The 13542-nt window shown below is 61.2% G+C and carries 12 protein-coding genes; 10 read left to right on the forward strand and 2 right to left on the reverse strand.

The annotated features are described in order from the left end of the window. Positions 1–80: 80 nt before the first annotated feature. Together ACQY1J_RS08110 and ACQY1J_RS08115 are read right to left on the reverse strand one after the other, a co-directional pair. Positions 81–2027: an AI-2E family transporter gene (locus tag ACQY1J_RS08110; RefSeq protein WP_430251135.1), complete on the reverse strand. Its 1947-nt coding sequence runs from the start codon at positions 2025–2027 to the stop codon at positions 81–83. 195 nt (positions 2028–2222) lie between these two features. Beyond that, entirely contained in the window at positions 2223–2687 is a 465-nt protein-coding gene (locus ACQY1J_RS08115; protein ID WP_430251136.1) for a hypothetical protein, read from the reverse strand. A gap of 407 nt (positions 2688–3094) precedes the next feature. Here ACQY1J_RS08115 and kdpF point away from each other — a divergent pair, with 407 nt between their 5' ends. The 10 genes from kdpF to ACQY1J_RS08165 all read left to right on the forward strand — a co-directional run bounded on the left by kdpF (position 3095) and on the right by ACQY1J_RS08165 (position 13537). Further along, the gene (gene kdpF / locus ACQY1J_RS08120) at positions 3095–3184 is read left to right on the forward strand and encodes a K(+)-transporting ATPase subunit F (protein WP_062460674.1); all 90 of its coding nucleotides are present in this window, start codon (positions 3095–3097) and stop codon (positions 3182–3184) included. Between the two features lie 33 nt (positions 3185–3217). Then, positions 3218–4921, forward strand: coding sequence for a potassium-transporting ATPase subunit KdpA (kdpA, locus tag ACQY1J_RS08125; RefSeq protein ID WP_325262978.1), 1704 nt, complete (start codon positions 3218–3220; stop codon positions 4919–4921). Positions 4922–4945: 24 nt separating this feature from the next. Beyond that, positions 4946–5086, forward strand: coding sequence for a hypothetical protein (locus ACQY1J_RS08130; RefSeq protein WP_430251137.1), 141 nt, complete (start codon positions 4946–4948; stop codon positions 5084–5086). A gap of 41 nt (positions 5087–5127) precedes the next feature. Next, positions 5128–7215, forward strand: coding sequence for a potassium-transporting ATPase subunit KdpB (gene kdpB, locus ACQY1J_RS08135; protein ID WP_430251138.1), 2088 nt, complete (start codon positions 5128–5130; stop codon positions 7213–7215). A gap of 12 nt (positions 7216–7227) precedes the next feature. Then, the gene (gene kdpC, locus ACQY1J_RS08140; protein WP_430251139.1) at positions 7228–7794 is read left to right on the forward strand and encodes a potassium-transporting ATPase subunit KdpC; all 567 of its coding nucleotides are present in this window, start codon (positions 7228–7230) and stop codon (positions 7792–7794) included. A gap of 55 nt (positions 7795–7849) precedes the next feature. After that, positions 7850–10552 carry a DUF4118 domain-containing protein gene (locus ACQY1J_RS08145; RefSeq protein ID WP_430251140.1) on the forward strand — a complete coding sequence of 901 codons (2703 nt, stop codon included), beginning with the start codon at positions 7850–7852 and terminating at the stop codon, positions 10550–10552. Further along, complete coding sequence (locus ACQY1J_RS08150; protein WP_430251141.1) at positions 10549–11238, forward strand: response regulator transcription factor; 690 nt, start codon at positions 10549–10551, stop codon at positions 11236–11238. Before ACQY1J_RS08145 ends, ACQY1J_RS08150 begins: the two co-directional genes overlap by 4 nt. Positions 11239–11313: 75 nt before the next feature. Continuing rightward, positions 11314–11985, forward strand: coding sequence for a DUF2161 domain-containing phosphodiesterase (locus ACQY1J_RS08155; RefSeq protein ID WP_430251142.1), 672 nt, complete (start codon positions 11314–11316; stop codon positions 11983–11985). A gap of 207 nt (positions 11986–12192) precedes the next feature. Continuing rightward, on the forward strand, positions 12193–13011 hold the full coding sequence (locus tag ACQY1J_RS08160) for a GGDEF domain-containing protein (RefSeq protein WP_430251143.1): 819 nt from the start codon (positions 12193–12195) through the stop codon (positions 13009–13011). Between the two features lie 100 nt (positions 13012–13111). Further along, positions 13112–13537 carry a plastocyanin/azurin family copper-binding protein gene (locus tag ACQY1J_RS08165; protein WP_062582465.1) on the forward strand — a complete coding sequence of 142 codons (426 nt, stop codon included), beginning with the start codon at positions 13112–13114 and terminating at the stop codon, positions 13535–13537. The last annotated feature ends 5 nt before the right edge of the window (positions 13538–13542 follow it).

A 13542-nucleotide genomic window follows, 5' to 3' on the forward strand; every position in this document is an offset into this window, starting at 1 on the left:
TGTCTATCCAGATCTCGATGCACTCAGGGGCGTCGGCATCGAGGACCCCACAGGTCAGGCCTGCCTGCGGGGTGCTCCGATCACGCGACGAGCGGCGTGGTCTTGCGCTCGCGAGGCCGGCCGATCCGCTTCGGCGCCTTGATCTCGACCGCTTGGGCGGTGGTCAGCGCGCCACGAACCGCATCGGAAATGGTGGTGACGACAAAGTCTGCATCGATGTCCTCTGTCGCAAGGGGGCTTTCCCGCTGACCGTCGACGCCGGTGATCATGATCCCCACCCGAACCGACGGCTTCTGTCGCTTGAACCGGCGCACGGCCTGGCGGGCGTGGGCTTTGGAGCCGCCATTGAGGAAAGCGATGAGGACCGTGTCGACGTCGGTCAGGTTCATCAGGCTTACCGTCTTGCCGCTCACGGCCGTGTGGTCGGCCTGAGACACGGTGGCGCCCTGAATGGCGAGAACCTGCGACAACATGGCGGCCGCGGCATCGTCGATCGCGCCTCTGCCGCCGAGGCAGAGAACGGATTTCCCTTCGCCGCTGGGCAGGTCGATTTCACCGGTGATCTGCTCTGTGACAGCGGCTTCCCCTTCGGCCGGATCGTCTTCCGCTTCTTCCTCGATCGCGATCTCCGCCAGATTGCCGATCAGCGTCTGGGTGGTTGAGGCAAACAGGGCGATCTGGGCCTCGCTCATCACGCCGCGCTGCCGGTCCAGTTCACCCAGCCTGAGTGCAGGCAATCCGACTTTTTCATAATAGTCGACGAGATACTCCTCCTCGAGAAAATCCTCCGCGTTGTCGGTCGCCTCGTTGGGATCGCCGGCAAGCAGTCTCTGGTAGAGTTTTTCCTGCGGTTGCAGAACCGGCTCGTTGCCGAGCAGCACGTCGAGAAAGCTGAACTGCGGAACGTAGCGACCGAGAACGACGAGACAGACGGTGAGGGGCGTCGACAGCATCAGTCCGACAGGCCCCCAGAGCCACGACCAGAAGATTGCCGAGACGATGATGGCGAGCGGCGAAAGGCCCGTATGGCTTCCATAGAGCCAGGGTTCGACGACGTTGTTGCTGACGAGTTCGGTGACGATAAACAGTGCGGCGACCCAGGCAACCAGCGACCATCCGGGGGCAATCGCCAGTGCCAGAAACAGCGGCAGGATCATGCCGATGACCGGACCGATGTAGGGGACAAAGCGCAGGACGAGCGTCAACAGTCCCCACAGGATGGCGTTCGGAATGCCGAGCAGCCAGAGGCCGATCGAGATCGGCAAGGCATACAGCGCGTTGACGACCAACTGCATCAGCAGATATTTGCCGACGCGTTTTCCCGCGTCCTGAAGAGCCGCCGTTGTCCTGTGGAGATCGCCGAGGCCGACAAGGCGTATGAACCGGTCGCGGAGTTCCTCCCGCTCAAGCAGCATGAAAATCACGAGGACGATAACCAGACCCGCGGTTGCAAAGGGACTGATGAGTGGCAGAATGAAATTGCCGAGCGTTTCGATCGGGTTGGCGCGGGTTACGATCTCGACAGGCATCGGATCGCGACGCTTGATCTGTGGCGGCGCGTCTTCCTTGCTCTCTTCCGCGTTGTCCTGCAGTTCCGAGCCGATGCGCTCGACGACCTTGCTAAGATGTTCGAACACGCCGTTGCCGGAGCCCGCCTGGCTGAGAGAGTGCACCTTAGCGACGATGTTGCGCTGATAGGTCGGAATATTGTCCGCCAGATTGGCGACCTGTCCGGCAACGATGAAACCGAAGGCTGCAATGACAAAAAACGCCGTGGCGACGGCGAGGAGGACGGCGGCGATCCTCGGGACGTAGCGCTTGCGCAGGAAACTGACGATGGGTGCGAGCGTGAAGGTGAGGAGGAGTGCGAGCGCAAGCGGCACAAACACTTCCTGGCCGACATAGAGGATCACCGCCACGCCGATGAGAATAAGGATCGTTCGGCCCGAAAGGGTCGGCGCGCTCAGCCCGACAGGCTTGTTCGCGATCCCCGCCGCTGCGATAGCCTCTTTACTCATGTCGCTCATAGCCGTCCCCGATTGAATGCGCTGCTGCCAGAAGCCAGGCATGACAGTGTAAATGCGCTTGGAACAAAACTTATCGAGCGGTGACGCAAAAATAATTCGCGACAGCCGCTTGCGGGTAACGCTGACGGGGAAAGTGGAAGCATTCAAGCCGAGCAAAACCGCAAGTCGTTGCGGCACGGTTTGTCCCAGAAACGATTAGCTGGACGCAAATCGCGAGAGCGAGACCTCGGCCGACCATTCGAGGTCGCTGGGGTTGTAGTGGACGTCCCGTTCGGAAAACGACAGCGGATTGAGGCCGTAGCACTCGGTCCAGCTGCCGCCCGGTTCGATGATCTTGTCGCTTCGAAGCGTTGCCCTGTAGATCAGGGAGCTATGGCCCGCCTGGCGCGCACTCAGCGTGAAAGATGTCGCGAGCAGCTGTCTGTCCGCGTTGTTGGTAAAGGTAACGGATACGGGCGCGCCGGGTGCCTTGCATGTCTCGCCGCCGGAGCTTGCGACCACGGCGACGGATTGATTGGTCGGCACTTTCGAGTTGATCTGTCCCGACATCAGCCAGAGGCCGATATAAAGCACAGCCAGAACGGCCACCGCCGCTAGCCCCGCCCGTCGCGAGTACAGGTAGAGAACCACGACGGCTGCTGCGCCTATTACCCAAATCATCGCGCACCTGTCTTTTCCGCAAGAGAAACTCAATCCCCCATAGATGTAAGGATTTGGAGGTGAAACCGCAACGTGAACGCCGCAACGGGCCGGCTCCAAGCGGCGGCCTGCACGCTCCCGGCACAGGGTCCCGCCCATAAATTCCTATGCGATTTATATTTCTTAGGCTTCCGAGCCATCTCGAATCCCTATGGGGATCGGCCGCATATAGGGTTGGAGACGGATCGTGATCGTCTCCAGCCAGAGAGAATGAGGCGTCAACAGACTGGCGCCTTTCCTGGCTTCATCCACGAACAACCAGGATTCCAGAACAATGATGGACCTTATTCTCGTCGCGGCGACTGTTGGCTTCTTCGGTCTCTGCTCGGTCTATACCCGTGCCTGCGACAGGCTTTGAGAGGGATGCCATGACCCTCGATTATATCCTCGGCGGCGGTGTGACCGTCTTCCTCGCCCTCTACCTCACCTATGCTCTCATTCGCCCCGAACGCTTCTGACCAAAGCTTCAGCTTGCCCGAAAGTCTCTTCCCATGACCTTCAACGGATGGCTACAGATCCTCGTCTATTGCGGGATCCTCCTTCTGCTCGTCAAACCGCTCGGGGCCTATATGACCCTTGTGTTTTCCGGCGGGCGCACCTTTCTCTCCCCCGTGTTCGGTCCGATCGAACGCGGGCTTTACGCGCTGGCCGGCACCAGCGAGCGTGAAGAGCAGCATTGGACCGCCTATGCGTTTTCCGTGCTGATGTTCAATCTCGCCGGTTTCCTGCTGCTCTACGGCATCCTGCGCCTCCAGGACGTTCTGCCGATGAACCCGGCAGGTCTCGCATCGCCCGGACCGGAATTGTCGTTCAACACCGCTGTCAGCTTTGTCGCCAACACCAACTGGCAGAGTTACGGCGGCGAAAGCACCATGTCCTATTTCAGCCAGATGACTGGGCTCGCGGTGCAGAACTTTGCCTCGGCTGCGACAGGCATGGCAATCGCCATCGGCCTCATTCGCGCGTTTTCGCGGGCATCGGGCAAGGCGATCGGCAATTTCTGGGTCGATACGACCCGTGCCACGCTCTACATCCTCCTGCCGCTCTGCGTCTTGCTGACGCTCATCTATGTCTCGCTCGGCGTTCCCCAGACGTTTTCGGCATACGTCAATGCCACGACGCTTGAAGGCGTCCAGCAGACGATCGCCGTCGGCCCTGTCGCGTCGCAGCTTGCCATCAAGATGCTCGGCACGAATGGCGGCGGTTTCTTCAACGCCAACTCGGCGCATCCTTTCGAAAACCCCGACAGCATTTCCAACATGATCCAGATGCTGTCGATCTTTGCGATCGGTGCCGCCTTTACCAACGTGTTCGGCCGGATGGTCGGCAATCAGCGCCAGGGCTGGGCGATCCTCGCCTCGATGGGCATCCTGTTTCTGGCAGGCGTCACCGTTGTCTACTGGGCAGAAGCGTCCGGAAACCCGATCATGCATACGCTCGGCCTTTCGGGCGGCAACATGGAGGGCAAGGAAGTCCGCTTCGGCGTTGTCATGTCGTCGCTGTTTGCGGTCATCACCACGGCGGCCTCCTGCGGCGCGGTCAATGCCATGCACGGCTCGTTCACGGCACTCGGCGGCCTTATCCCGCTCATCAACATGCAGCTCGGCGAAGTCATCGTCGGCGGTGTCGGCGCGGGCTTCTACGGCATCGTGCTGTTCATCATCGTCGCCGTGTTCGTGGCAGGCCTGATGGTTGGTCGTACGCCGGAATATCTGGGCAAGAAGATCGAGGGCAAGGACATGAAGATGGCGCTTCTGGCCATTCTCTGCCTGCCGCTCGCCATGCTGATCTTTACGGCTATCGCCAGCGTGCTGCCTTCGGCGGTCGCCTCTATCGGGACGGCTGGTCCGCACGGCTTCTCCGAGATCCTCTATGCCTATACCTCGGCCGCCGCCAATAACGGCTCCGCGTTCGGGGGACTGTCGGCCAACACGCCATGGTTCAACATCACGCTCGGCATCGGCATGCTGATGGGCCGCTTCCTGGTCATCATTCCGGCGCTGGCCATTGCAGGCTCGCTGGTCGCCAAGAAGACGGTTCCGGCATCGGCCGGCACGTTCCCCACCGACGGCCCGCTGTTTGTCGGTCTGCTTGTTGGCACGATCATGATCGTCGGTGGCCTGACCTTCCTGCCGTCACTGGCGCTCGGTCCTGTCGTCGAGCACCTGATGATGATCGCAGGCCAGACGTTCTGAGGTCACGCCATGGGTCACCGTCAGATGCACCCCAAAAAGTCTCCTCCCGTCACGCCAGAGCGTGGCGGGACGGTCCCCCGCTGGTGGTGCGGATCGAACGCCATTCTCGTGATGATGACGGCCCTTCTCGCCATCGTCGCAACACTAGAAATCCTTCGTGGCTGACCTTTTCCCGGTCGCCTCCCTTTCCAAGGCTGGAGCCTCATATGAGCCAGGCAAAATCCGATAGCGCACCAAGATCCGCAAGTATCCTGGACAAGCGCATCCTCGTTCCGGCACTCGGCGGTGCTTTCACCAAGCTGAACCCGAAAACCCTCGTTAAAAACCCGGTCATGTTCGTCGTGGCCACCGTGTCGGTGCTGACCACCGTTCTGTTCCTGCGCGATCTCGCCGCCGGCAGTGACGACCTGGGCTTCTCCCTGCAGCTCAACATCTGGCTCTGGTTCACCGTCCTGTTTGCCAATTTCGCGGAAGCCGTTGCCGAAGGACGTGGCAAGGCGCAGGCGGAATCGCTGCGCAAAGCCCGCACGGAAGTGCAGGCGAAACTCATCACCGGAAAAGAGCGGACCGACTACCAGATGGTTGCCGGCACCACCCTCAAGCTGAACGACATCGTTCTGGTTGAAGCCGGCGACATCATCCCCTCGGATGGGGAAGTGATCGAAGGCGTCGCCTCCGTCAACGAAGCCGCGATCACGGGTGAATCCGCTCCTGTCATCCGCGAATCCGGTGGCGACCGTTCGGCGGTGACCGGCGGCACGCAGGTCCTCTCCGACTGGATCCGCGTGCGCATCACGGCCGCCGCCGGCTCGACCTTTATCGACCGGATGATTTCGCTCGTCGAAGGCGCCGAACGCCAGAAGACCCCGAACGAGATCGCGCTCAACATCCTTCTCGCCGGCATGACGCTGATCTTCGTTCTGGCAACTGCGACCATTCCGGCGTTTGCCTCCTATGCGGGCGGCTCCATCCCCGTCATCGTGCTGGTCGCGCTGTTCGTGACACTGATCCCGACGACGATCGGCGCCCTGCTGTCTGCGATCGGCATTGCCGGCATGGACCGCCTGGTGCGCTTCAACGTGCTCGCCATGTCCGGCCGCGCAGTTGAGGCTGCCGGCGATGTGGATACGCTCCTCCTCGACAAGACCGGCACGATCACGCTCGGCAATCGCCAGGCCACGTCCTTCCGTCCGGTCAAAGGCGTATCGGAACAGGATCTTGCCGATGCAGCCCAGCTGGCCTCGCTGGCCGACGAAACGCCGGAAGGACGTTCCGTCGTGGTGCTTGCCAAGGAAAAATACGCGATCCGCAGTCGCGACATGGCGAGCCTGAAGGCAACCTTCGTCCCGTTCACCGCACAGACCCGCATGAGCGGTGTCGATCTGGACGGAGAGCAGATCCGCAAGGGTGCGGTCGATTCCATCCTTTCCTATATCCGCCAGAATGCCGTGGCCGGTGGGCCCGTCACGCAGGACGCCGTTCTGGTGGAATGCCAGGCGATCGCCGACGAGATCGCCAAGGCCGGCGGCACGCCGCTGGCCGTTGCCCGCGGCGGGAGGCTGCTCGGCGTCATCCAGCTCAAGGATATCGTCAAGGGCGGCATCCGCGAGCGGTTTGCCGAATTGCGCCGCATGGGCATCCGCACCGTGATGATCACCGGCGACAATCCGATGACTGCGGCAGCGATTGCGGCCGAGGCAGGGGTCGACGACTTCCTCGCCCAGGCAACGCCGGAAAACAAACTGTCGCTGATCCGCGAGGAGCAGGCCAAGGGCAAGCTGGTCGCCATGTGCGGCGACGGCACCAACGATGCGCCGGCGCTCGCCCAGGCCGATGTCGGCGTCGCCATGAACACCGGCACGGTTGCGGCGCGCGAAGCCGGCAACATGGTCGATCTCGACAGCGATCCGACCAAGCTCATCGAGATCGTCGAGATCGGCAAACAGTTGCTGATGACCCGGGGCGCGCTGACGACGTTTTCGATCGCAAACGACATCGCCAAGTACTTCGCGATCATCCCGGCCATGTTCCTGGCCTTCTATCCGCAGCTCGGCGTTCTCAACGTGATGGGACTGGCGACACCGCAAAGCGCGATCCTGTCGGCGATCATCTTCAACGCGCTGATCATCGTTGCCCTGATCCCGCTGTCGCTGCGCGGCGTCAAATACCGCTCCGTCGGTGCCGGTGCGCTGCTGTCGCGCAACCTTCTGATCTACGGCCTCGGCGGTATCATCCTTCCCTTCTTTGCCATCAAGGCGATCGACATGGTCATCACGACCATCGGTCTTGCCTAAGGAGCATTCATCATGTTGAAACAGATCCGTCCGGCAATCGTCATGATCGTTGCCGTCACCGTCTTCACCGGCCTCATCTATCCGTTTGCCATGACCGGCATCGCCCAGGCGATCTTCCCCGTCCAGGCGAATGGCAGCCTGATCGAACAGGATGGCAAGGTCGTCGGCTCCGCGCTGATCGGCCAGGCGTTCACCGGCGAGCAGTATTTCCATGGTCGCCCTTCGGCTGCAGGCGATGGCTATAACGCGGCCTCGTCGTCCGGTTCCAACCTCGGCCCGACCAGCCAGAAGCTGATCGACCGCGTGAAGGCCGACACGGAGGCTGCGAAAGCGACCAACCCGGGCGCGGATGTGCCGATCGACCTCGTCACCGCATCGGGCAGCGGTCTCGATCCGCATATCTCGCCGGAAGCGGCGCTGTTTCAGGTGCAGCGTGTTGCAAGGGCACGCAGCATGGATGAAGCCGCGGTTCGCGCCCTGGTCGAGCGTCATATCGAACAGCGAGAACTCGGCTTTCTGGGTGAGCCCGTGGTGAATGTGTTGGCGCTCAATATGGCGCTTGACGCCGAGAAGTCGTAGTTGAACGAGCGGCGGTCAGTTTGGCCGCCGCTCGTTTGCGGAACGAAAGACCTCCATGCCGGAAGCAAAACACGAAGGCGCTAGCAGACCATCTCCGGACGCTCTTCTCGAGTACGCCCGGCAGGAGGGGCGTGGCCGGCTGAAGATTTTTCTCGGGGCCGCACCCGGCGTCGGCAAGACCTATGAAATGTTGATGTCCGGCCGCAGCCGAAAGGCCGACGGCATCGATGTGGCGATCGGCGTGGTCGAAACCCATGGGCGCAAGGAAACCGAAGCTCTGGTCGAGGGCTTCGAAATGATCCCGCGCCGCGTGTTCGACTATCGCGGCCAGCAGCTCGACGAAATGGATCTCGATGCGATCCTTGCCAGGAAGCCCCGTCTGGTTCTGGTCGATGAACTGGCTCACACCAACGCCCCCGGCAGCCGCCATCCGAAGCGCTATCTCGACGTCCTCGAAATTCTCGCCAGCGGCATCGACGTCTTTTCGACGCTGAATATCCAGCATGTGGAGAGCCTGAACGACATCGTCGCGCAGATCACGCGTATCCGCGTCCGGGAAACGGTGCCGGACTCGGTGATCGACCGCGCCGACGATATCGAAATCATCGATATTACGCCGCAGGATCTGATCAAGCGTCTGCATGACGGCAAGGTCTATCTGCCGACGACCGCGCGCCGTGCGGTCGAGAATTATTTCTCTCCGGGCAACCTGACGGCGCTGCGCGAACTGGCGCTGCGTCGCACGGCGCAGCGGGTCGATGATCAGCTCCTCAATCACATGCAGGCGCATGCCATCGCGGGTCCCTGGGCTGCGGGCGAACGCATTCTCGTTTGCCTCGATCATGGCCGAAACGGTGCGGCACTGGTGCGCTACGCAAGACGGCAGGCAGACAGGCTGCGGGCACCCTTGACGGCGCTGCATCTGGAGACGCCCGGATCCGCCAATCTGGGCGAGGCCGACAAGGACCGGCTATCGGCTGCGATGCGGCTCGCCGAACAGCTCGGCGCCGAAACCGTGACACTGCCCGCCTCGCGGGTGTCGCGGGAGATCATCGCCTACGCCAATGCCAACAACTTCAATCACCTGATCATCGGCAAGTCCACCAAGCCGCGCTGGCGGGAGCTGTGGGATGGGTCGATCACGCATGATCTCATCCGCTATTCCGGTGCGATCAGCGTTCATGTGATGTCCGGCGGCAGCGAGGAGGCCGTCTCTCCAGGTGTGCGGACAGCGCTGCCGGCGAAGAAGCTCAATCCGAAACATTATATCCGCGCATCGCTGTTCATGACGGCGGCCGTTGCGATCGGCACGCTGCTCGACCAGGCGCTCGACGTGCAGAACCTGGCGCTTGTCTTTCTGATGGGCGTGCTCGCCTCGGCAATCCGGGGAGGGCTCGGGCCGGGTCTCTATGCGTCCTTCATCGGCGCTCTCGCCTTCAATTTCTTCTTTCTCGAGCCGCGCTTCACGTTCACGATCCGAGATCCGGAAAGCGTCGTTGCCCTTCTCTCGTTTCTCGGAACCGCCGTTGTGGCGAGCAATCTGGCCGCGTCGGTTCAAAGGCAGGCGATAGCCGCCCGGCAGAGAGCCCGCACGACCGAGGATCTCTACCTGTTCTCGAAAAAGCTCGCCGGCACGGGAACGCTTGACGACGTGCTCTGGGCCACCGCGTTCCAGATCGCCTCCATGCTGAAGGTTCGGGTCGTCATTCTGTTGCCCGAGAACGACACCCTTGCCGTCCGGGCCGGCTATCCGCCTGATGACACGCTTGTCGATGCCGACATCGCGGCGGCGAAGTGGACATGGGAACACAATCGTCCGGCCGGCCGCGCGGCCGATACGTTACCCGGCGCCAAGCGGTTGTACCTGCCGTTGCGCACCGGACGCGGGGCGATCGGCGTTGTCGGGCTCGACAACGACCGGCAGGGACCATTGCTCACCCCGGACCAGCAGCGTCTGTTCGATGCGCTGGCCGATCAGGCCGCACTCGCGATCGAGCGCATTCAACTCGTCGCTGACGTCGACAAGGCAAAGCTTGCCGCCGAGACGGACAAATTGCGCACCGCACTGCTGACCTCGCTTTCGCATGATCTGAAGACGCCGCTTTCAGCCGTGCTCGGATCGGCTAGCACGCTGAAGGATTTCGGGGCGAACCTGACCGATCACTCGCGAGACGAACTTCTGACCACCGTGATCGAGGAGTCGGAGCGTCTCAACCGGTTCATCGTCAACCTGCTCGACATGACGCGCATCGGATCAGGCGCCATGGAGCCAAACTTTGCGCTTCATTATGTCGGCGATATCGTCGGGACAGCCTTGAAGCGGGCACAGAAAATCACTGCGGATCACAAGCTGAAGGTAGCTATTCCATCCGAAATGCCGATGATCAGAAGCGATCCGGTCCTCCTGGAGCAGGCACTCTTCAATCTCATCGACAACGCGGCCAAATATGCGCCAGAGGGTACAACGATCGAGGTTCTGGGCTGGTCAGATGCGAAATACGTCACCCTTGCCGTTCTGGACGAGGGGCCGGGGATCCCCGATGCCGACCTGGAGCGGGTGTTCGACACGTTTTACCGGGTGCGCAAGATCGATCATGTCAAGGCCGGCACGGGCCTTGGACTGTCCATCAGCCGCGGTTTCATCGAAGCGATGGGTGGGCGTCTGACGGCGGGAAACAGACCAGCGGGTGAAGGAGCGATCTTTACGATCCGTATGCCAATTCCGGCCCAGCTGCAGATTGACGGAGACATGCGATGAACCAGGCCGCCACGAGAATTCTGGTTGTCGACGACGAGCCGCCGATCCGCAAGTTGTTGCGGGTCGGCCTTTCGACGCAGGATTTCGTCATCATCGAAGCACCGAACGCGAGGACCGCAATGGAACTCGTGGCCGCCGACCAGCCCGACCTCGTTCTCCTTGACCTCGGCTTGCCTGATATGGCCGGGCACGATCTTCTGGCGAAATGGCGCGCCGAGGGGCTAACGCTGCCGATCGTGATCCTGTCGAGCCGGACGGATGAGGAAGGGATCGTCAAGGCGCTGGAAATGGGGGCAGACGATTACCTTACCAAGCCGTTCAACATGAACGAACTGATTGCGCGGATCCGGGTTGCGTTGCGCCACCGGCTGCAGACCCAGGGCGAAAAGCCGATCTTCCAGACGGGTGACCTCAGTGTCGATCTCGTCCGGCGCGTGGTCAAGGTGAGGGGCGAGGAGGTAAAATTCTCGCGCAAGGAATACGACATCCTGCGTATTCTCGTGCAGCATGCGGGGCGCGTGCTGACCCACCGGTACCTGATCGATCAGGTCTGGGGGGAGGTCACCGACATCCAGTATCTGCGCATATACGTGCGCCAGATCCGCCAGAAGATCGAGGAAATGCCCGACCAGCCGAGGTATATCCTCACCGAAACGGGCGTCGGCTATCGGCTGGCGGAAAGCTGAAATCCGGCGGCGGGGTGATCTGGCGGGTTGATCGGTGTATGTCTGCAGCCTGATTCCCGACTGTGATGCGCATCCATGGAAACCTCCCTCTATCTACCCGTCAAAGCCTTCCTCGAAACTGCAGGCTATGTGGTGAAAGGCGAAGTCGGCGGCTGTGATCTCGTCGGCCTGAGCGAGGGCGATCCCACCGTCGTCGTCATCTGCGAGCTCAAGCTGAGCTTCAATCTGGAGCTTATTCTCCAGGCGGTCGACAGGGCGGCTATCGCGGACGAGGTCTGGATTGCGGCAAAGCTTTCGCTCAAGGGCAAGGGCCGCGAAACGGACAAGCGCTACCGCGACCTCTGCCGCCGGCTTGGCATCGGTATTCTCGGCGTTTCGGCCGCAGGAGATGTGAGCGTCATCGTCGGCTCCGTGTCGCCCATGCCGCGGACCAATCCGAAACGGCGTTCGAGGCTGATGCGCGAACACCAGAAGAGACGCGGCGATCCCGTGCTTGGCGGCAGTACGCGGGTTCCCGTCATGACTGCCTATCGCCAGCAGGCGCTTAGCTGCGCCGCCATGGTCTCCGACGGGCCGTCCCGCGTGCGCGATATCAGGGCGGTTGCCCCGGATGCCGGCAAGATCCTGCTTTCCAACGTGTATGGATGGTTCGAGCGGCTCGACAGAGGCGTCTACGGCCTCACCGACGCTGGCCGTGAAGCACTGCAGAGATGGCCTCAGACTGATCCCCGCCCTTCTGACGTTTGATTACGGGCAGGGGCTCCCACGACCACGCCAATGTTCCATGGCTGCATCAGTTTGATGAGGAAATGCGAGAATTATTTGCGACACTTAATCGCAAATTAACTTGTGTTCGGATTCACGAAGTCTCAATGCGTTTGTAGTTCAGTGTGGCGAGCTGAAAGCCGCCAGGCGCGTCCGCGTGGTCGCTTCGAACAGTATTGGAATTATCGCATGCTTGCTTTGATCGACCGCTACATCAAGCAGGCCTGTGCGTCGGACCGGTTCGAGACGCGACGCAAAGTCCTCGCATTCGCTTTGCTCATGACCGTTTGCGTCACCGTTGTTGCCGACATTCTCAACGTTGCGGCCCACTACACGCTTCATGGATTGGGATGGCTGCCGTATGACGTCGTGCCCGCCGCAACGGTTGGGGTTATCATCTCGACTGTCGTTGCATCGGCGCTGACATTTTCGATCGTCTATATCGTTGGTCTAGCAATTCATCACCTCACGATCTCCCGGGCGGCTTTCGAGCATTTGAGCCGAACGGACATGTTGTCGGGGCTGATGAATCGGCGAGCGTTCCTGGATGAGGTGACGCGCGCTCCCGCCGCATCTTCTCTCATCCTGTTCGATATCGATAAGTTCAAGGCGATCAACGACCGCTTTGGCCACGATATCGGGGACCAGGCCATCATTGCAGTTGCGCATCAGCTCGCCGAGATCTTTTCGCAAAGTCGTGCCGTTGCCCGGATCGGTGGTGAGGAGTTCGCAGTCCTCGTGTCAGCGCTTTCGCCGACGGAGCGTCTCTCGCTCGCGCACCGCTGCAGGGCCCTGATTGCTGCGCGGCCCATACAAGCGGGCAAAAGGCAGGTCGATATCACGGTGTCCGGTGGCGTTGCGGACCAGGAGGACTACCCTACGTTCGAGGCTCTCTACCAGGCCTCCGACAAGGCGCTGTTCGTTGCCAAGGCGTCCGGGCGCAATTGTGTCGTGCACAGCAAAGACATCGCGGTCATTCTCGACGCCCATAAGGTGGCCACGATGTAACGGCCTGCTCCGGTAGGCGGTGAGAACACGCTCCAATTCGTTCAGGCCGCTGTCAGCTTGCCGTCATACCCATCCGGTGATGACAACCGGAGGTAAACCCATGCTCACAATCCGAAACACCGCTATTGCACTTGCCCTTTTCGTTGCTGCAACGCCTGCACTGGCCGGCTCTATGGTCAAGGTTGTCGAGTCCGGCGAAGCGGGTGAGCCGATGACGTTGACAATGGATCAGACGACCGTTCCGGCAGGCGACACAACGTTTATGGTCCACAACGACGCGACGACCGAGGAGCACGAAATGGTGCTCGTCAAGTTGAAGTCGCCAGATCAGACACTCACCGTAGTCAAGGCCAAACATCGCGTCGATGAGAAGACGCTGAAAAGCCTTGGCGAAGTTGCCGATCTGAAGCCCGGTGCCGACGGCCAGTTGAAGGCCAAGCTCGTCCCCGGAACGTATATGCTCTTTTGCAACATCAAGGGCCATTACGAAGCCGGCATGCATGCGACCCTCACGGTGACGAAGTAATCACC

The organism is Neorhizobium sp. DAR64860/K0K1, assembly GCF_050500205.1.
GTDB lineage: Bacteria > Pseudomonadota > Alphaproteobacteria > Rhizobiales > Rhizobiaceae > Neorhizobium > Neorhizobium soli.